This window comes from Tessaracoccus pujii (assembly GCF_054483895.1).
The window spans coordinates 623,696-641,608 of record NZ_CM137012.1 but is presented as its reverse complement, the minus strand read 5'-3'; the positions used below and the strand labels follow the sequence as shown (position 1 = coordinate 641,608).

Here is a 17,913-nt window from a genome sequence, read left to right as displayed (position 1 = left end):
TGACCGTGGTCACGGGCCCCTCTTTCGTGCTAGATCAGCGGGCGGCGGAGCCCTCGACGTAGTCGGTGTCGTCGGTCTTGACCCAGCTCATCAGCCCACGCAGTTCGCGTCCGGTCTCCTCGATGGGGTGCGCCTCGCCCTTGGCCCGCAGCGCCTTGAACTCCGGAGCCCCGGCGTCCTGATCGTCGATGAACCGCTTGGCGAAGGTCCCGTTCTGGATGTCGGTCAGGACAGCTTTCATGTTCTCCTTGACCCGGGCGTCGATGACGCGCGGACCGGAGACGTAGTCGCCGTACTCGGCGGTGTCGGAGACGCTCCAGCGCTGCTTGGCGATGCCGCCCTCGTACATGAGGTCCACGATGAGCTTCAGCTCGTGCAGGCACTCGAAGTAGGCCACCTCAGGCTGGTAGCCGGCCTCCACCAGGGTCTCGAAGCCCGCCTGCACCAGGGCGGAGGCGCCGCCGCACAGCACGGCCTGCTCGCCGAAGAGGTCGGTCTCGGTCTCCTCGGTGAAGGTGGTCTTGATCCCGCCGGCGCGGAGGGCGCCGATGGCCTTGGCGTAGCTGAGTGCCAGGGGCCAGGCGTTGCCGGTCTCGTCCTTCTCGACGGCGATGATCGCCGGCACGCCGCGACCGTTGGCGTACTCGCGGCGCACCAGGTGCCCCGGGCCCTTGGGGGCCACCATGCACACGTCCACGCCCTCCGGCGGGGTGATGTAGCCGAAGCGGATGTTGAAGCCGTGGGCGAAGAACAGCGCGTCGCCCTTGGTCAGGTGCGGCTCGATCTCCTCCTTGTACACGGTGCGCTGGACCTGGTCAGGGGCCAGGATCATGATGAGGTCCGCCTCCTCGACGGCCTCGCCCACCGGGAGAACCCGCAGGCCTTCGGCCTCGGCCTTCGCGGCCGACGGCGAGCCGGGGCGCAGCCCCACGCGCACGTCGACGCCCGAGTCACGCAGGCTGAGCGCGTGGGCGTGGCCCTGCGAGCCGTAGCCGATGACGGCGACGTGGCGACCCTGGATGATCGACAGGTCGGCGTCGTTGTCGTAGAACATTTCTGCCATGGGTTCTCCTTTTGAGTGCTGTGTTACTTCGCTTTGTGTTCTGACATGCTCCGGGCGCCCCGGGTGAGCGCCACCTGTCCGGACTGCACCAGCTCGATGATCCCGTGCGGCGCGAGCATCTCGAGGAGGGCGGCGAGCTTCTCGTCGCTGCCCGTGGCCTCGACCGTGATCGATTCGGCCGACACGTCCACGGCCTTGCCGCGGAACAGGCTGACCACGTCGATGACCTGGCTGCGGGAGGTGACGTCCGCCCGGACCTTGACCAGCATCATCTCGCGACGCACGGCCGAGGTACCCAGCTCGAGGACCTTGCGCACCTCGATGAGCTTGTTCAGCTGCTTGACGATCTGCTCGAGGGTGGCGTCGTCCTCGACCTGCGCCACCACCGTCATCCGCGACACCTCCTCGCGCTCGGTGGGCCCGACCGCGAGTGACTGGATGTTGAACCCGCGACGCGAGAAGAGCGCAGCTATCCGGGTCAGCACGCCTGGGCGGTTGGACACCAGGATGCTCAGGGTGTGGTTCTTCACAGCACTTCCTCTTCCCACTCGGGGGCCATGTCGCGGGCCACGCGGATCTCATCGTTGCTGACACCGGCGGGCACCATCGGCCACACCATCGCGTCCTTGTGGACCACGAATTCGACGACGACCGGGCGGTCGTTGATCTCCAGCGCCTGCTGGATCGCGGCTTCCATCTCCACCTCGTTGGTGGCCCGCAGACCCACGCATCCCATCGCCTCAGCGAGCTTCGGGAAGTTGGGCAGGGAGTCCGTCGACAGGTCCGTGTTGGAATACCGGCCCTCGTAGAACAGCGACTGCCACTGGCGCACCATGCCGAGCGCGTTGTTGTTGATGATGGCGATCTTGATCGGGATGTTGTTGAGCGCGCAGGTGACGAGCTCCTGGTTGGTCATCTGGAAGCAGCCGTCCCCGTCGATGCCCCACACCGTCGTGTCCGGGTTGGCCACCTTGGCGCCCATGGCGGCGGGCACGCAGAATCCCATGGTTCCGGCTCCGCCGGAGTTGATCCAGGTGCCCGGCTTCTCGTGCGGTAGGAAGTGCGCGCACCACATCTGGTGCTGGCCCACGCCGGAGACGTAGATGGTGTCCGACGGGCTCAGTTGACCGATCCGCTGGATCACCTCCTGCGGGGACAGCCGGCCGTCGGGCGCCTCGTCCCAACGGGGCTGGTAGCGAGCCTTCATGGTGGCGAGGCGGTGACGCCAGGCGTCCGCCTCAGGGGCCGGGTACGCCTGGATGGCCTCGTTGAGTTCCTTGAGGGTCTCCCTGACGTCTCCGACGATCGGGACGTCGACGGCCTTGTTCTTCCCGATCTCGGCGGGATCCACGTCGGCGTGGATGACCTTGGCGTGCGGGGCGAAACTGTCCAGCTTGCCGGTGACGCGGTCGTCGAAGCGGGTTCCGAGCGCGATGAGCAGGTCCGACTTCTGGAGCGCCCCCACCGCCGCGACCGTGCCGTGCATGCCCGGCATTCCCATGTTCAGCTCGTGGCTGTCCGGGAACTGGCCGCGGGCCATGAGGGTGGTGACGACGGGGATGCGGGTCCTCTCGACGAATTCCGCCAGTTCGGGGGCGGCCTTCGCGAGCGCGACGCCGCCGCCCACGTAGAGCACCGGCCGCTTCGACTCCGAGATCATCTTCGCAGCGGCCCTGACCTGGCGGGAGTGCGGCTTGACCGTGGGACGGTAACCGGGAAGGTCCAACTCCTGAGGCCACACGAACGGGCCCGATCCGGCGAGGGCGTCCTTGGCGATGTCCACCAGGACCGGTCCAGGACGGCCGGTGGCCGCGATGTGGAACGCCTCCTGGATGGCCAGCGGGATGTCCGCGACTCGCTTGATCAGGAAGCTGTGCTTCGTGATCGGCATCGTGATGCCGCGGATATCGGCCTCCTGGAAGGCGTCGGTACCGATGGAGTGGCTGTTCACCTGGCCGGTGATCGCCACCAGCGGCGTGGAGTCCATGTACGCGTTGGCGATGGGCGTGACCAGGTTGGTGGCGCCTGGGCCGGACGTCGCGATGCACACGCCCACCCGGCCGGAGCTCATGGCGTACCCCTCGGCGGCGTGGCCGCCGCCCTGCTCGTGGCGCACCAGGATGTGGCGGATCGTCGAATCGAAGAGGGGGTCGTAGAGGGGAAGAATGGCGCCGCCCGGAATGCCGAAAGCTACGTCGACACCCATCCGTTCCAGCGATTCGACGAGCGCCTGCGCCCCCGTCATGACTTGACCGTCCTTCTGCGTCATTGCCTCTCCCTTCCGTGATTGCTCGCCTGGGTCATCCCAAGAAAAAACCCCCGCCGCCCGTATCGGGCACACGAGGGAGCGCTTCGGTCTGTGGTGACGTGAAGCGCTTAGGGAATTACGACGAGCCAGCTCATGGGCATGGGTACACCTTTGCCCGTGATCGGCACCCTGTCAAGCGATCCCGGCGGGTCTTCCACAATGTAAGACGGCGACCCGGACGCATGTCCGGGCCGCCGTCTCACGGGGTCGACAAGGTCACTCGGTGACGGGGCGACCCTCGACGGTGCGGATGGTGGTCAGGGCCCAGCCGATGACGGCGAAGAGGAAGCCCAGCCCGATGACCAGTGCGGCCACGCCGTAGGACACGACGGAGGTGAACAGCGACGCGCGGAGGAAGGAACCGTTCATGGCTCTGGTTTTCTGAGCGGTGTAGGCCTCGGCTGCCTCGGTGTCACCGGCCTCCTTGGCTTCCCGGGCCAGGGCGCCGAGCTCGGCGTAGGTCTTGCCGTCGGCGCCGGCGAGGGAGTGGACGTTGATGATCTCCGCCTGCGCATACGCGGTGACCGGACCGGAGACGGTCTTGCCCGCGTAGGCGCCGCCCATGAACGTGGAGTCGCCGGGCACCGTGATGTTCTCGGCGGCGAGCTGCGAGCTGACGGTGCCCCAGGTGAGGGCGCCGGCAACAATCATGACGATGCCGGCGACGATCGAGACGATCCCGGCGATCTTGGTGGCCTTCATGTGAGGTCCCCTTCTGTATCTGTGGGGGACGCGTCGGCGTCCCGATGACAGACGTCAATCTAGTACAGCCTCTCTTGACCCCAACGGGGGGGGTGGTATTAAGACGCGCAGCGGGTGTTACCCCCTCCGGGTCACCGTCGCCCACACCGCGTCGAGGTCGGAGGCAACAGGGCCCCGCATCCCGCCGATACCGGGATTGTCCGCGTACCGCGGTAGTACGTGCACGTGGGTGTGCAGCACCTCCTGCCCGGACACCGGCCCGGCGTTGGAGAGGATGTTGCACGCATCCGCCCCGAGGCGCTCCTTCAGGAGCCTGCCCACGCGCGCCACGGCCGGTCCGATCTCGGCGAGGACCGCATCGTCGGAGAGGGCGTCGACGGTGTGGCGGCGCGGCACCACCAGCGCGTGTCCCTCCTGCCAGGGCTGAATGTCGAGGAAGGCGATCGCCGCATCGTCCTCGTAGATCATCCGCGCCGGGATCTCCCCCGCGACGATGGCGCAGAACAGGCAGTCCATGCTTCCCTCTCTCATCTCACCTCGAAGCCCGCCGCGCGCAGGCCCGCCTTGACCTCGTCGATCGTGAGCGTGGCGTAGTGGAAGACGCTGGCAGCGAGCACGGCGTCGGCGCCGGCCTCCGCCGCGGCGACGAAGTGCTCCACCGTCCCGGCCCCCCCGGAGGCGATGAGCGGCACGTCGACCACCGCCCGCACGGCCCGGATCATCTCGATGTCGAACCCGTCCGTGGTTCCGTCGGCGTCCATGGAGTTGAGGAGGATCTCCCCCACCCCCCGCCCACAGGCCTCCTTCGCCCAGGCGATGGCGTCCACGCCGGCGGAGCGCCGGCCCCCATGCGTGGTGACCCCGAAGCCCGACGGCATGCCCTCCTCGCGGCGCGCGTCCAGGGAGAGCACAAGCACCTGGTCTCCGAAGGTCCGCGAGATCTCGTCGATCACGCCCGGACGCGCCAGCGCACCGGTGTTGATGCCCACCTTGTCCGCCCCGCTGCGGAGAAGCAGATCCACGTCCGCGACCTCGCGGACCCCACCGCCCACCGTCAGAGGGATGAACACGGTCTCGGCGCACCGCGCCACCATGTCGCGGGTGGTCGCGCGCCCGTCCGACGACGCGGAGATGTCCAGGAACGTCAACTCATCGGCCCCGGCCGCCGAATAGCGCGCGGCCAACTCGACAGGGTCGCCCGCATCCCGCAGGTGCCGGAAGTTGACGCCCTTGACCACCCTGCCGTCGTGAACGTCGAGGCAGGGAATCACGCGCAGGGCTACGGCCATGCGCCTAACCTAATCCTCCGTCAGGTCGGCCGCCACCACGCCGCGGCGCATCGCGTCCGCCGCCTCGTGACACGTCCGGCGCAGATCGCCTGGGCCCGTGGCCGTGGCCAGCTGCCCGGCAAGGTCGATCACCTGGCGCACCCACCGCACGAAGTCACCCGCCGAGAGGCTCGTGTGCCGGAGGACCTTCGCCAGGTCCTGTCCGCTGGCCCACCGCCACGCCGCCTCGGCGAACCCGATGTCCGGCTCGCGCCCGCGGTCGCGCTGGTGCTGGCGCTCCAACAGGCCCACCTCGCGCCAGACCGTGCGCAGCTCGGACTGGGCCCGCTCCGACGCGGCGTCCGGCATCCGCGGCGGCGCCGCGTCCCGCGTGGGCCGCGACTCGTACAGCAACGTGGACAGCACCGCGGCCAGCTGCGGGGGCGTGAGCCCGGCGAAGATGTCGCGGCGGACGCACTCGGCGGCCACCAGGTCCAGCTCGTTGTAGATCCGGCGCAGCATGCGGCCGGCATCGGTCAGCTCATCGCCGTCGAGGTAGCCCAGGTCTTCCAGCACCGCGGTCACACGGTCGAACTGCCGCGCCAGCGAGTTGGCCCGGCCACTCACCTCGGCCTCCGCACGCGTCGCCTCGCGCTCGAGGCGCAGCACCCGTGCGGCCTCCACGGCGTGCAGCTCGCGCTCCGGGCACTCGTGGCATGGATGGGCCCGGAGGTCCGCCCGGAGCTGCCTGATCTCCCGCTCCACCGCGTCGTCGCTGCGCTGCGCCCTGACGGGCACATCAGGATCCAGCGCCTCCACCTTGGCCGACATCGCCGACAGCAGCGAGCGGCGGTCCTTGCGGTCCCGCACCGAGAAGTCGCGTGGCACCCGAACCCGTCCCACGGGGCTGATCGGGCCGGTGAGGTCGTGCGGCTGCAGCTTCAGCACGGTGTGGTCCCCCGAGATGATCTGCGCCCATGGTTCGGCGTCGCGGTGGGCCTTCTGGCCCACGCGCAGCACCACCGACCACCCCTGCCCGGGCACGTGGACGATGTCGCCGGGCAGGAGGGTGGTGAGGCTCTCCGCCGCGACCTCGCTCTGCTCTACCCGGCGCGACTTGGACGAGGAGGCCTCGAGCCGAGAGATCTCGTCCCTGATGCGCGCGTAGCTCATGAAGTCGCCCAGGTGGCATTCGAGCGCGACCGCCGCGCGGTCCAGGTCCGCCTGGAGCTGCCGACCGACGCGCGCTGCCGTGACCACCGACTTGTCCGTCTGGAACTGGGCGAAGGACTGGTTGAGCAGGTCCCGCGCCCGCTCGCGTCCCAGCGTGGCCATGAGGTTGACGGCCATGTTGTAGGTGGGGGCGAAGCTGGATTTCAGCGGGTAGGTGCGGCGCGAAGCCAGGCCGGCCACCGCCCGCGGGTCCATGCCGGGCTGCCACAGGACGACGGCGTGACCCTCCACGTCGATGCCGCGACGCCCCGCGCGCCCGGTGAGCTGCGTGTACTCCCCAGGGGTGATGTCCGCGTGACTCTCGCCGTTGTACTTGACCAGCTTCTCCAGCACCACGGTCCGGGCCGGCATGTTGATGCCCAGGGCGAGGGTTTCGGTGGCGAAGACCACCTTGAGGGCCCCGGTGATGAAGGCCTCCTCGACGATGGCCTTGAACGCGGGCAGCTGGCCCGCATGGTGCGCCGCGACCCCGGCGGTGAGCGCCTCGCGGAACTCCTCGTAGCGCAGCGCCTCCAGGTCCTCGGCGCTGAGACCCGCCACGTGGCGGTCCGCGATGATTCCCAGGAGGCCGGCCTCCGCCCTGTCGGTCAGCATGATGCCGGCGTCGTAGACCTGCCGCACGGCCGCGTCGCAGCCCACGCGGGAGAAGATGAAGTAGATCGCCGGAAGCAGGGACGCCCGCTCGAGCGCGATCGCCACCTCGCCGCGGCTGGTGGGGCGCCCGGCGAACTTCGGATGGGTGGCCCCCCCGTACTGGCCCGATCCCTGACCCAGCACGGACTTGCCTCTGCCGCTGCGCCCCCGGGGGCGCCGGGAGTCGTCGCGCACGCGGGTGGCCTCGGACCTGCTCACCTGGAGGAGTTCGCGGTTCACCCTGGCCAGGCGCTCTGCCGGGAGCTCGGAGGCCGTCGGCGCCACACCGTCGAACAGGTCGATGAGGCGCCGCCCCACCAGGACGTGTTGGTACAGCGGGACGGGTCTGCGCTCGGAGACCACGATGGAGAACTCGCCGCGCACGGTGCGCAGCCATTCGCCGAAATCCTCGACGTTGCTCACGGTGGCCGACAACGCCACGATCTGCACCGATTCGGCCAGCCCGAGGATGACCTCCTCCCACACGGGTCCGCGGAATCGGTCCGCGAGGTAATGCACCTCGTCCATGACTACGAAACCGAGGTTGCCCAGCGTCGGGGATGCCGCGTAGATCATGTTGCGCAGCACCTCGGTGGTCATCACGACGATCTGGGCGTCGCCGTTGACGGACGTGTCGCCGGTCAGCAGGCCGACCCTCTCCGGTCCGTAGCGGTCCACGAGGTCGTGGTACTTCTGATTGGAGAGCGCCTTGATGGGCGTGGTGTAGAAGCACTTGCGCGACTCGGCGATGGCCAGGTGCACGGCGAACTCACCCACCACGGTCTTGCCCGCCCCCGTCGGGGCGGCCACCAGAACCCCACGGCCCAGGGCCAGCTCGCGGCACCCGTCGAGCTGGTACTCGTCCAGGCCGAACGGGTAGAGGGCGGCGAACTCGCGCACCTCGTCGGGCAGGGCGTCAGTGCTCACCCACCCAACCTAGCAGCGTGCCGTGCGCCCTGGTCAGGCGACGATGAGGCGCAGCACCCCGGGGCGGCACTCGACGGTGGCCGGCACCTCGCCCATCTCCTCGCCGTCGCCCATGAGGAACAGCCCTGCCCCGTCCACCTCGACGGTGCGTGCCTGGAACCTCTCCACCACCGGTGAGGAGACGAAGCCGCCCGTGTAGGTGAGGGGCAGCAGCCGCAGCAGTTTCCCGCGTGACGCCTTGTGGATGATGGTGACATCCAGGAGCCCGTCCGCGGGGTCGGCGTCCGGAGAGATCTGCATGCCTCCGCCGAACACGCCGGTGTTGCAGACGGCCACCAGCATGGCCTCCACCGCGCGGGGAGTGCCGTCGATCACCAGCCGGTACCTGAGCGGCGAGAAGTGCGCCAACTCGCGCAGGGCGATGTAGCCGTAGCTGAGTGGCCCGAACCGGAGGTGGATGTCGTTGGTGGCGCGGTTGACCCGGGCGTCGTAGCCGCTGGAGACGACCGCACCGACGTACCGGGAACCAGCGGAATTGGTGAGCAGGGACAGGTCCATCGTGCGCGTGGTGCCGTGCACCAGAGCCTCGGTGGCCTCCTTGATCGAGCCGGGAACGCCGGCGCCCCGGGCGAAGTCGTTGCCGGTGCCGGCCGGAATGATGGCCAAGGTGGCGTCGGTGTCCGCGCACGCGTTGAGACCGAGGTGGGCCATGCCGTCACCGCCCATGACTGCCACAACGTCGCCCGGTCTGGCCTCGAGCGCGGCCGTGCGGGTCAGGTCTCGGGCCTGCTCGTAGGAGGTCGACATCACCACGTGCAGCTCCGAGCCGGGCAGCCCGTCGTGGAGCCGCCGGATGACCTTCGGCAGGGCGCGCCCTGCACGGCCTCCACCCGAGCGCTCGTTGCACACGACGGTCACGAGCCGCCGCTTGGCGAGCTCGTGGCTCACTTGCCGTCCTCCAGGTCCACGGCGAACTCGGCTGCGGTCTCCTCGGTGATGCCGCGCCTGCCGTCCCAGACCCGGCAGATGATCTCGGCGATGAAGAACATCACCGACAGCGGCACGGCCAGAGCCAGCATCGAGAACGGGTCCGTCGACGGTGTGGCGATGGCCGCGAACACCACGCTGCCGAACAGCACGAACTTGCGGACACGCTTCAACTGGTAGCCCCGCACGACGCCCGCGAGGTTGAGCCCCACCAGGACCACTGGCAGCAGGAAGGACAGTCCGAACACCAGGACGACCTTGAGCTCCATCCCGAGGAAGCTGCTCATCTCCAGCAGGTTGACGATGTTCATGTCCTCGGGCGTGAAACTCAGCAGCACGCTGATGCCCTTCGGCCACACGAAGTAGCCCAGGGCCGAGCCGCCGAGGAAGAGCGGCACGGCAGCTCCCAGGAATCCGAAGGCGTACTTCTTCTCCTTGGACACCAGCCCGGGGGCCACGAAAGCCCAGAGCTGGTACAGCCAGATGGGGCTGGTGAGGGCGATGCCACCCGCCATGCAGGCGATGACCGCCAGAGTGAACGGAGCCACCACCCCGTCGTTGACGATGAGGGTCTGGGCGTCCGGCCGCGTGGCCTTCAACTCGGCGACAGCGCTGTAGTAGGGCGCCATGATCACTTCGATGAGTTCACGGTAGAAGAAGATGCATGCCACCGCTCCGAGCGCAATGGCCAGCGCGGCGACGGTGACGCGGTAGCGCAACTCCCGCAGATGATCCGTCAGCGACATGGTGCCGCCGGGGCCCCCACGCGGGGGCCGCAGCCACGCCAACCGGCTCGGCTTCTTCATCGCCGGTTCAGTGGGCGCGGAGGCCACGGTCAGTGCTCGGGGTTGTTCTTGCGGTCGATCTCGGGCTGGACGATCTCCGCATCGACCACCTCGTCCGTCGAGCCTTTGGGCTCCACGACCTTGACCTCTTCCTTGAACTCACGGATTGAGCGTCCGACGCCCTTGCCCAGGCCGGCCAGCCGGGATCCGCCGAACAACAGCAGGGCCACGATCAGGATGATGACCCATTCCATCCCACCGAGGGCGAAGAGCAGCGTTGGCATAGCGAGAACCTTTCGTCTGCAGCGGCGCGCCACTGCGGGGTTACGGACCAGTCTAGTCGCGCACGTGGTGGGCTAACCGCACCTGGCCGATGAGATCGCTCATCTCGGCGGCGCGCTCGGCGACGACGGCCACCTCGGCCATCACGTCGTCGGCCTTGTGCTTGAGCGTGACGGCGTACGCGGCCAGAGCCGCCAGCCCCAGCAGGGCGATTCCGCCCACCACCGCAACCCAGATCACGGGGCAGATGCTACCCGACCGAGTCGCCGTACAGCTCCAATGCCGCCGAGGCCCGTCTCCGCGCGGCGTCGAGCACGGTGGCGTCGGAGACCGAGAGCACCTGTGGGCCCAGCCGCAGCAGCAGCGCGACCGCCCACTGGAGGGAGGCCACCGGGAAGGTGACCGTGAGCCGCTCCCCCTCGTCGACCACGGATGTGGTGGGGTAGTACTCCGCCACCCACCGGGCCGACGGCGCCAGGGTGAGCGTGAGCTGTGCCGCCGCGTCCCCGAACCAGGAGGACGGGGGATCACCCCGGTCAGGGGCGGGCTCCCCGAGCTCGTCGACGGCCTCAACCCGGTCCAGCCGGAAGGAGCGCCACGCATCCCGCGGCCTGCTCCACGCATCCACGTAGCTGTAGCCGTCGACGAAGCGCAGCCGTGCAGGTTCGACGACGGCCTCCGAGGTGCCAGCTCGGCCGGGCGTACGGTAGGTGAGCCGGACGGCGAGGCGCCCGGCGATCGCTGCCGCCAGCGCCGCGCGATGCCCCGGGTCCGAGGGGGCGACGGCGACGCTCACGCCGCGGACCTCACCGCCGACCGCGGCCTCGAGCTTGGCCAGAGCGGACCGCGCCGCGGCGGAGTCCGCGGCCACCTCCACCACGACCCGCAGCGCCGCAAGCAACCCTGCCGCCTCCGCGGGCCTGAGCCTGAGGGGCCGGCCGAGCACGTCGGCGTTGCGGAAGAAGATGTGCCCGTCCTCCCGCGCGCTCTCGATGTCGACGTCGAACAGGTCGTCGTAGTAGCCACCCGGCAGCCCACAGAACTGCAGCACCTCGAGATCCTTGACCACCTGGCCGGGCGTGGTCCCGAAGACCCTGGCCACCTCCGTCGCGGTGACCCCCTGATGGGCGGACAGGTAGGGCACCATCCGCAGCATCCTGCCCAACTGCTCCTCCGACTTCACGACGCCACCGCCCTCAACCGTTGGATGACCATGTCCCGCAGCCTCTCCGGTTCGAGGAGCACGGCGTCCGGCCCGGAGGCCGCCACCTCGTCGACGATGGCCGCCTCGCTGTTCAGGCGCACGCGGTGCGCGGAGAAACCGCTGGGGATGTCTCCGGGCCAGTCGACCGGCTCCACCGACTGCCAGGCGTGCGCCGCCTCGTCCCGCAGCGCGACGACGGCCGTGGCCTCGAACGAGGGCTCCAGGCGTGCGGCCCGCTCGTCGGCGTCCTCCGGCACCACGAACGCCCCGGGCCGGCCCACGGGCTGGGCAGGCGCCGTGAGACGGCTGAGCTTGAAGAAGCGATCGTCCTGCCGCTGCGGGTCGAACCCGAAGACGTACCACTGGCCGCGCCGCTGGATCAGCTTCCACGGCTGCAACAACCGTGACTCCCCCCGGTAGCCGAACCCCACCACGGTGCGTGAGAGCACGGCCTCGTAGACGACATCGAAATTGGGATCGTGCACCTCGACGCGCGGGGCGATGGTGGGAACCAGGGCGGGATCCGGCGCGGCGCCGCCGGCATGCAGTGCCTCGAACGCCTGCGCGGTGTGATCCGCCGCCACGGAGTCCTGCCACACCTGCCCGGCCACCCCGAGAGCGGCGAGCTCCTCGGGGGTGAAGGACAGCGGCGGGAGTTCGAACTCGCTGCGCAGGATGCGGTACCCGTTCTCCTCGTCGGAGTCCGGGTCGTTGGAGCCAGTCTCGATCGGCACGCCGAGGCCGCGAAGCTCATCCTTGTCCCGCTCGAACTGCCTCTCGAAGCCTCCGATCGAGCCGCCGCGATAGCCCTCGACCATCTCGCGCAGCTCGTGCTTGGTCAGGTACCGACGCGTGCTGAGCAACGCGATCAGCAGGTTGAGCAACCGCTCCGACTTCCTCGCCGACATGACACCTCCGCTTCCAGGCTATCGGCCCCCCGGCCCAGACAGCCGCGACCCGCCACACAGCTGGCAGCATGGTGCCCGTGCCCCACGTCGACCGCTACGCCCCCAGCCCCACCTCAGATCTGCACCTGGGCAACCTGCGCACCGCCCTGGCAGGGTGGCTCCTGGCGCGGCACGCGCGCGGCTCGTGGCTGCTGCGCGTCGAGGACCTCGACCAGGAGCGGGTCCGGGCCGCCGACGGGATCGAGGCGCGGCAGCTCGACGACCTGCGCCGCCTGGGGCTCGACTGGGACGGCCCGGTGCTGCGCCAGTCGGAGCGCCTCGACCTGTACCGCGACGCGCTGTCAGGGCTGCCCACCTACGAGTGCTTCTGCACCCGTCGGGAGATCGCCGAGGCGTCGTCGGCGCCGCACGACGGCTACCGCTCCTACCCCGGCACGTGCCGCAGGCTCACCACCGCCCAGCGAGCGGAGCGACGCGCCGGCCGCCCACCCGCGCTCCGCGTCGACTCCGCAGGGGCGGCCTTCACCGTCGAGGACAGGTGGGCCGGCCGGGTCACCGGGACGGTGGACGACTTCGTGCTGGTCCGCAACGACGGGCAGTACGCCTACAACCTGGCGTCGGTGGTCGACGACATCGCCTCGGGGGTCACCCACATCACGAGGGGTGCTGATCTGGTGAGCTCCGCACCCCGCCAGGCGTGGCTGACCGAGCAGCTCGGCGGGCGGCCCGCCACCTACGCGCACGTCGGACTGGTCCTCAACGGGGAGGGACAGCGGCTGGCCAAGCGCGACGGCGCGGTCTCGCTCGCGGACCTGCTACCGCTTCACGACGCGGCGGACGTGTTCGCGGAGTTGGCGGCGTCGCTCGGGCTGGGCCCCTGCCGCACAACGCGAGAAGCGCTGGCGGCCATGCCAGGCGACCAGCGCTTCTTCCAGGGTGCGGTGTGGAGCGACGCGGCGCTCCGGCCGCTCAGCCCTGCACGTTGAGGACGTCGATGACGTAGATAAGCGTCTGCCCGGGTGCCAGCGGGGGGGTGGCCTGCGGCACACCGTCCGGATAGGCCTTGGCCGGCGGCACCACCAGCATGACGCGGGAGCCTCCGGTCTGGCCCGCCAGCCCCTCGGTCCAGCCGGCGATGAGATTGGCCAGGGGACCCTCCTGCGGCTGCCACGCGTCCTGCCACAGCGCGCCGTCGTAGGTCCATGCCCGGTAGCGCACCTGGATGGTGGAGGCCTCGGTGATGGCGGCGCCGGGGCCCTTGACGAGCGGCTGCACGACGAGCTCCGTCGGGGCCGCCGCTCCGGCAGGCACCGCGACCTCGGGCTTGCCGTCGGTCATCGTCACGGCGGGCAGGCCGGCGGCGGGGGCCACCTCCTCGCCTGTCACGTCGTCGAAGTTGGCCGACAGGATGTCCACCACGAACACGATCGAGTCGCCGGCAGCGATGCTGCCGTCCTGGGTGCCCTCGGGATAGCCGTCCTCGCTGGGCATCGCGATCAGCACGCGGGACCCGACGGCCTGGCCCACGAGCCCTTCCTGGAAGCCGGCCACCACGCCGTCGAGTGAGAACGTGGCGGGCTCCCCGCGCTCGTAGGAGCTGTCGAAGATCTCCCCGGAGGTGCCGTTGACGCCGACGTAGTTGAGGGTGACGATCGAGGTGTCCGTCAGCTGCTGGGCGCCGCCCGGACGCAGCACCGACGACTGGGTGGAGGTGATCCCCCACGGTGCCGGCACGGTGACCACCGGAGTGTCGTCGTCGCTGACCTCGATGAGGCTCAGGTCAGCCGACGGGGTGACGGACGCAGCGGCGCTCGCGGATGCGCTGGCGCTCACGCTGGGCGAGGCGCTGGCGGACGCGGACGGCGCCGGCGCGGACGGCGAACTCGAGGCCTCCGGGTCTGCGCAGGCGGTCAGGGCGATCAGGGATGCGGCGCCGATGGCCAGGACGGCGCGGCGCAGCGAGCGGGCGGAGAAAGTCACGCCGGAATGCTAACGCAAGCGCCCAAACCGCTCACATCCCCACCAGGTCGAGCAGCGCGCCCAACTCCTCGCGTGTCAGCTCGCGGGAGTCCCCCACGCGAAGGTTGCCGAGGCGGATGGGCCCGATCTCCGTGCGGGCAAGCCTGTCGACGGGGTGGCCGACGGTGTCCATCATGCGGCGCACCACCCTGTTTCGGCCCTCGTGCAGCGTGATCGCCAGCAGGGTGCGGTCCTGTCCGCGGGAGATCAGCTTGACCTTGTCCGGCCGCACGGGCCCGTCCTCGAGGGTGACGCCCTTTTCGAGCCGCCGGATGATCCGGTTGTCCATCACCCCGGCCGCCTGCACGGTGTAGGTCTTGGGCACCTTGTAGCTGGGGTGGGCCAGCCGATGGGCGAAGTCGCCGTCGTTGGTGAGGACGATCAGTCCCTCGGTGTCCACGTCGAGCCGCCCGACGTGGAACAGGCGCTCCTTCGTGCGGGGCAGGTAGTCGCTGAGCGTGGGGCGCCCCTCCGGGTCCTCCATGGTCGAGACCACCCCGAGGGGCTTGTTCAGCACCATGTACAGGTGGTGCCGCGGCGGCGGGATGCGGGAGCCGTCGACGCGGATGTGGTCCGTGTCGGGGTTGACCCGCCGGCCCTGTTCCGTGACCACCTGGCCGTTGACCTCGACCCGACCCTCCTCGATGAGGATCTCGCTGGCGCGCCGGGACCCCACCCCCGCCGCTGCCAGCACCTTCTGCAACCGGATGCCCTCGATCTCGTCAGCCATCGCTGCTCTCCTTCTCCTGCCCGACCGTGGCCGCCTCGGCGGCGGCCAGCTGACCGAGCTCAGCCTCCAAGGCTACGGCGTCCGGCAACAACGGCGCCAAGTCTGGCAGTTCCTTCAGTGACCGCAGGCCCAGTTTCTGCAGGAACAGGGGCGTGGTGACGAACGTCATGGCCCCGGTGACGGGGTCCGCCCCCTCCTCGCGGATCAGCCCGCGGACCGCCAACGTCCTGACCACCCCGTCGACATTGACCCCGCGCACCGCCGCGATCCGGCCGCGGGAGACGGGCTGCAGGTAGGCGATCACCGACAGCGTCTCGAGGGCGGCCTGGGTGAGGCGGGAGCGCTGGTCAGAGACCAGCCAGGCCTCGATCACCTCGGACACCTGGGGATCCGTGCCGAACCTCCACCCCCCGGCGACGGCCCGCAGCCTGATTCCCCGCTCGTGGGACTCGTAGAAGCGCGCGACACTCTCCAACGCCGACTCCACTTCGGCCGACGGCACGCCCAGGGCCGCCGCCAACTCGTCGGTGCCCACCGGCTCGGTGGCCATCAGCAGCATCGCCTCCAGGGCGCCGGTCAGGCTCATTCCTGCTCCAATTCCGGTTGGGGTCCGTAGTCGTCGGTAACCTCGGCCGTGCGCTGATCCCCCGCGGTCCAGCGGACGGTCAACTCACCCAGGGGCGCCATCTGGTCCAGTGTGACCTGTTGGGCGCGGAAAAGCTCGAGCACCGCCAGGAAGCGGACCACGAGGGTGAGCCGGTCGCAGCCGGCGACGAGGGAGCGGAACGAGACCGCTCCGTCGCGACGCAGACGGTCAGCGACGAGGGCGGCCTGCTCTGTCACGCTGACGGTGGAGCCGTGCAGGTGTGACAGCTCCACCACGGGCGCTGGCCGGGGGGCCATGGCGCCTGCCGCCAGCCGCGCGACATCGTCAGGCGTGAGCGGCAGCTCCACCTCGGGCATGACGGCACGGAACTGGTCCTCCAGTCCGCCCGGCCGCCAGTGTGTGGTCTCGGCGGCAGTCATGGTCTCGGCCAGCCATGCGGCCAGCGACTTGAAGGCCCGGTACTGCAGCAACCGCGCGAACAGCAGGTCCCTCGCCTCGAGCGCGGCGATGTCCTCGTGGTCTGTGACCTCACCCCCCGGCAGGAGCCGCGCCGCCTTGAGGTCCAGCAGCGTCGAGGCGACGACGAGGAAGGCGCTGGTCTTCTCCAGGTCCCAGACCTGGCCGCCCACCTTGACGTAGGCGATGAACTCGTCCGTCACCCGGGACAGGGACACCTCGGTGACGTCGAGTTCGTGACGCGAGATCAGCTGCAGGAGAAGGTCGAACGGACCTTCGAAGTTGGCCAGGTGCACCTCGAACCCCGCCACGCCGTCGTGGCGCTCCGAGGCCTTGGCGCGGCTCACTGGTCCGTGAGATCGCTCACGAGGAAGCTGTCTGCCCCGTTGGCGGTCAGGTCCGCGATGGCGCGGGACACCGCCAGCCGCACGATCCGGCCACGGTCCACCCGGATGCCGTGGGCGCGGCGCAACTCGAGGTTGGCGTCCTCCAAGGCGATGAGCTCGGCGTCGCTGAAGTACACGGTGATCTTCTGGTCGTGCTTGACCCTGCCGCTGGCCGCGGGGGCCGCGCCTTCCTCGGCCGGCTCCGGCGGGGAGGTCTGCCGCGACGGTTCGACGACGACAGGCTCCCGGGTGGGGCGGAACAGCTCGGAGGCGCCAGGCAGCGTCGCGCGACGTCCTACTGGTCCTGACATCTCAGCAGCACCTCCCGGGCCAGCTGGCGATAGGCATCCGCACCGGGCGACGCGGAGGCATACGTGGTGATGGGCTCGCCCGCGACGGTGGTTTCCGGGAATTTGATGGTGCGCCGGATGACGGTGTGGAACACGTCGTCGCCGAAGGCCTGCACCACTCGCTCCAGGACCTCGCGGCCGTGCAGGGTGCGGGCGTCGTACATGGTGCCGAGGATGCCGAGCAACTGCAGGTCCGGGTTGAGGCGGTCCTGCACCTTGGAGATCGTGTCTGTCAGTAGCGCGATCCCGCGGAGGGCGAAGAACTCGCACTCCAGCGGCATGATCACGTAGTCGCTGGCCGTGAGCGCGTTGATGGTGAGCAGGCCGAGGCTGGGCGCGCAGTCGATGAGGATGAAGTCGTAGTGCGGCCTCAGCTTGGACAGCACGCGCAGCAGTGTCTGTTCGCGGGCCACCTCGCTGACCAGCTGAACCTCCGCCGCCGACAGGTCGATGTTGCTGGGGAGGATGTCCAGCCCGTCGACGCCGGTGCCGGTGATGACGTCCATGGCGTCGATGCCGCGGGTGAGGAGAAGGTTGTAGATGGACAGGTCGAGGGTGTGGGCGTTGACCCCCAGCCCCACGGAGAGCGAGCCCTGCGGGTCGAAGTCCACGAGGAGCACCTTGCGGCCCACCTCGGCCAGCGCGGCCCCCAGATTGATGGTCGTGGTGGTCTTGCCCACCCCGCCCTTCTGGTTGCACATCGACACGATGGTGGCGTGCTTCCTCCCCGGAGGCACCGGCCCGGGTTCGGGAAAGTCCGGCAACGGCCGGCCGGTGGGGCCGAGCGGCCCCGTCCCCAGCAGGGTCACCGCGCCGGGGCCCTCGGGCGCACCGGGTACCGGTTCCTCGAACAGCCCGTCATCCGCCACCTGTCGGCCTCCTCGTCTCGCGTCCGAACCACCCTAGTATGCCCCGTGGTCGCGCCGCGGCGGACAGCGGCATCGAAGCTGGCGCACAAGGCCGGTGACAAGGCGGTGGCCTGACCAAGTATGAGTTGGTCAGGCCACCTGTGTGATGCACGGCGGCGACTCCGCGCACCTGGAAGGACATCCGCGCTTCCTCTCC

The 17,913-nt window shown here is 69.7% G+C and carries 20 protein-coding genes; 1 reads left to right on the top strand and 19 read right to left on the bottom strand.

Annotation, left to right across the window (positions count from 1 at the left end; all coding sequences use genetic code 11):
• Positions 1 to 34 precede the first annotated feature (34 nt).
• The 13 genes from ilvC to ACX1D0_RS03005 all read right to left on the bottom strand — a co-directional run bounded on the left by ilvC (position 35) and on the right by ACX1D0_RS03005 (position 12,300).
• The gene (gene ilvC, locus ACX1D0_RS03065; protein WP_459019433.1) at positions 35 to 1,063 is read right to left on the bottom strand and encodes a ketol-acid reductoisomerase; all 1,029 of its coding nucleotides are present in this window, start codon (positions 1,061 to 1,063) and stop codon (positions 35 to 37) included.
• A 23-nt stretch (positions 1,064 to 1,086) separates the two neighbouring features.
• Positions 1,087 to 1,593, bottom strand: a complete 507-nt coding sequence (gene ilvN, locus ACX1D0_RS03060) for an acetolactate synthase small subunit (RefSeq protein ID WP_459019432.1) — start codon at positions 1,591 to 1,593, stop codon at positions 1,087 to 1,089.
• A complete protein-coding gene (locus tag ACX1D0_RS03055) occupies positions 1,590 to 3,332 on the bottom strand; it encodes an acetolactate synthase large subunit (protein ID WP_459019431.1) in 1,743 nt (580 codons plus the stop codon). Before ACX1D0_RS03055 ends, ilvN begins: the two co-directional genes overlap by 4 nt.
• A 255-nt stretch (positions 3,333 to 3,587) precedes the next feature.
• A complete protein-coding gene (locus tag ACX1D0_RS03050; protein WP_458993661.1) occupies positions 3,588 to 4,073 on the bottom strand; it encodes an aromatic ring-opening dioxygenase LigA in 486 nt (161 codons plus the stop codon).
• Positions 4,074 to 4,190: 117 nt separating this feature from the next.
• Positions 4,191 to 4,604, bottom strand: a complete 414-nt coding sequence (locus tag ACX1D0_RS03045; protein WP_459019430.1) for an HIT family protein — start codon at positions 4,602 to 4,604, stop codon at positions 4,191 to 4,193.
• The gene (gene hisF, locus ACX1D0_RS03040) at positions 4,601 to 5,362 is read right to left on the bottom strand and encodes an imidazole glycerol phosphate synthase subunit HisF (protein ID WP_459019429.1); all 762 of its coding nucleotides are present in this window, start codon (positions 5,360 to 5,362) and stop codon (positions 4,601 to 4,603) included. Before hisF ends, ACX1D0_RS03045 begins: the two co-directional genes overlap by 4 nt.
• Before the next feature lie 9 nt (positions 5,363 to 5,371).
• On the bottom strand, positions 5,372 to 8,119 hold the full coding sequence (locus ACX1D0_RS03035; RefSeq protein ID WP_459020374.1) for a DEAD/DEAH box helicase: 2,748 nt from the start codon (positions 8,117 to 8,119) through the stop codon (positions 5,372 to 5,374).
• Positions 8,120 to 8,167: 48 nt separating this feature from the next.
• On the bottom strand, positions 8,168 to 9,082 hold the full coding sequence (locus tag ACX1D0_RS03030) for a diacylglycerol/lipid kinase family protein (protein WP_459019428.1): 915 nt from the start codon (positions 9,080 to 9,082) through the stop codon (positions 8,168 to 8,170).
• Positions 9,079 to 9,927: a twin-arginine translocase subunit TatC gene (tatC, locus tag ACX1D0_RS03025; RefSeq protein WP_459019427.1), complete on the bottom strand. Its 849-nt coding sequence runs from the start codon at positions 9,925 to 9,927 to the stop codon at positions 9,079 to 9,081. Before tatC ends, ACX1D0_RS03030 begins: the two co-directional genes overlap by 4 nt.
• 29 nt (positions 9,928 to 9,956) lie before the next feature.
• A complete protein-coding gene (locus tag ACX1D0_RS03020) occupies positions 9,957 to 10,190 on the bottom strand; it encodes a Sec-independent protein translocase subunit TatA/TatB (protein WP_459019426.1) in 234 nt (77 codons plus the stop codon).
• Positions 10,191 to 10,242: 52 nt separating this feature from the next.
• Positions 10,243 to 10,428: a hypothetical protein gene (locus ACX1D0_RS03015; protein WP_459019425.1), complete on the bottom strand. Its 186-nt coding sequence runs from the start codon at positions 10,426 to 10,428 to the stop codon at positions 10,243 to 10,245.
• Positions 10,429 to 10,438: 10 nt separating this feature from the next.
• Entirely contained in the window at positions 10,439 to 11,371 is a 933-nt protein-coding gene (locus ACX1D0_RS03010) for a WYL domain-containing transcriptional regulator (protein WP_459019424.1), read from the bottom strand.
• Positions 11,368 to 12,300 (bottom strand): helix-turn-helix transcriptional regulator, encoded by a 933-nt coding sequence (locus tag ACX1D0_RS03005; RefSeq protein ID WP_459019423.1) that lies wholly within the window; start codon positions 12,298 to 12,300, stop codon positions 11,368 to 11,370. The genes ACX1D0_RS03010 and ACX1D0_RS03005 overlap by 4 nt, the downstream gene beginning before the upstream one ends.
• 68 nt (positions 12,301 to 12,368) lie before the next feature.
• Here ACX1D0_RS03005 and gluQRS point away from each other — a divergent pair, with 68 nt between their 5' ends.
• Positions 12,369 to 13,286: a tRNA glutamyl-Q(34) synthetase GluQRS gene (gene gluQRS / locus ACX1D0_RS03000; RefSeq protein ID WP_459019422.1), complete on the top strand. Its 918-nt coding sequence runs from the start codon at positions 12,369 to 12,371 to the stop codon at positions 13,284 to 13,286.
• On the opposite strand, the gene ACX1D0_RS02995 is transcribed toward gluQRS, so the two are convergent.
• From ACX1D0_RS02995 to ACX1D0_RS02970, 6 genes are read right to left on the bottom strand one after another with little or no spacing between them, the layout of a single operon-like run.
• The gene (locus tag ACX1D0_RS02995) at positions 13,270 to 14,280 is read right to left on the bottom strand and encodes an FKBP-type peptidyl-prolyl cis-trans isomerase (protein WP_459019421.1); all 1,011 of its coding nucleotides are present in this window, start codon (positions 14,278 to 14,280) and stop codon (positions 13,270 to 13,272) included. The genes gluQRS and ACX1D0_RS02995 overlap by 17 nt on opposite strands.
• 31 nt (positions 14,281 to 14,311) lie before the next feature.
• A complete protein-coding gene (locus ACX1D0_RS02990; RefSeq protein WP_459019420.1) occupies positions 14,312 to 15,049 on the bottom strand; it encodes a pseudouridine synthase in 738 nt (245 codons plus the stop codon).
• Complete coding sequence (gene scpB, locus ACX1D0_RS02985) at positions 15,042 to 15,635, bottom strand: SMC-Scp complex subunit ScpB (RefSeq protein ID WP_459019419.1); 594 nt, start codon at positions 15,633 to 15,635, stop codon at positions 15,042 to 15,044. The genes ACX1D0_RS02990 and scpB overlap by 8 nt, the downstream gene beginning before the upstream one ends.
• Positions 15,632 to 16,459 carry a segregation and condensation protein A gene (locus ACX1D0_RS02980; RefSeq protein WP_459019418.1) on the bottom strand — a complete coding sequence of 276 codons (828 nt, stop codon included), beginning with the start codon at positions 16,457 to 16,459 and terminating at the stop codon, positions 15,632 to 15,634. The genes scpB and ACX1D0_RS02980 overlap by 4 nt, the downstream gene beginning before the upstream one ends.
• On the bottom strand, positions 16,456 to 16,809 hold the full coding sequence (locus ACX1D0_RS02975) for a hypothetical protein (RefSeq protein WP_459019417.1): 354 nt from the start codon (positions 16,807 to 16,809) through the stop codon (positions 16,456 to 16,458). The genes ACX1D0_RS02980 and ACX1D0_RS02975 overlap by 4 nt, the downstream gene beginning before the upstream one ends.
• On the bottom strand, positions 16,794 to 17,717 hold the full coding sequence (locus tag ACX1D0_RS02970) for a ParA family protein (protein ID WP_459019416.1): 924 nt from the start codon (positions 17,715 to 17,717) through the stop codon (positions 16,794 to 16,796). The genes ACX1D0_RS02975 and ACX1D0_RS02970 overlap by 16 nt, the downstream gene beginning before the upstream one ends.
• Positions 17,718 to 17,913: the final 196 nt, after the last annotated feature.

What these genes read in the sequence shown, in the direction of transcription:
- ilvC (WP_459019433.1), bottom strand. Translation starts at nt 1,063, where the DNA reads ATGGCAGAAATGTTCTACGACAACGACGCCGACCTGTCGATCATCCAG.
- ACX1D0_RS03055 (WP_459019431.1), bottom strand. Translation starts at nt 3,332, where the DNA reads ATGACGCAGAAGGACGGTCAAGTCATGACGGGGGCGCAGGCGCTCGTC.
- ACX1D0_RS03050 (WP_458993661.1), bottom strand. Translation starts at nt 4,073, where the DNA reads ATGAAGGCCACCAAGATCGCCGGGATCGTCTCGATCGTCGCCGGCATC.
- ACX1D0_RS03045 (WP_459019430.1), bottom strand. Translation starts at nt 4,604, where the DNA reads ATGAGAGAGGGAAGCATGGACTGCCTGTTCTGCGCCATCGTCGCGGGG.
- hisF (WP_459019429.1), bottom strand. Translation starts at nt 5,362, where the DNA reads ATGGCCGTAGCCCTGCGCGTGATTCCCTGCCTCGACGTTCACGACGGC.
- tatC (WP_459019427.1), bottom strand. Translation starts at nt 9,927, where the DNA reads ATGAAGAAGCCGAGCCGGTTGGCGTGGCTGCGGCCCCCGCGTGGGGGC.
- ACX1D0_RS03020 (WP_459019426.1), bottom strand. Translation starts at nt 10,190, where the DNA reads ATGCCAACGCTGCTCTTCGCCCTCGGTGGGATGGAATGGGTCATCATC.
- ACX1D0_RS03005 (WP_459019423.1), bottom strand. Translation starts at nt 12,300, where the DNA reads ATGTCGGCGAGGAAGTCGGAGCGGTTGCTCAACCTGCTGATCGCGTTG.
- gluQRS (WP_459019422.1), top strand. Translation starts at nt 12,369, where the DNA reads ATGGTGCCCGTGCCCCACGTCGACCGCTACGCCCCCAGCCCCACCTCA.
- ACX1D0_RS02990 (WP_459019420.1), bottom strand. Translation starts at nt 15,049, where the DNA reads ATGGCTGACGAGATCGAGGGCATCCGGTTGCAGAAGGTGCTGGCAGCG.
- scpB (WP_459019419.1), bottom strand. Translation starts at nt 15,635, where the DNA reads ATGAGCCTGACCGGCGCCCTGGAGGCGATGCTGCTGATGGCCACCGAG.
- ACX1D0_RS02975 (WP_459019417.1), bottom strand. Translation starts at nt 16,809, where the DNA reads ATGTCAGGACCAGTAGGACGTCGCGCGACGCTGCCTGGCGCCTCCGAG.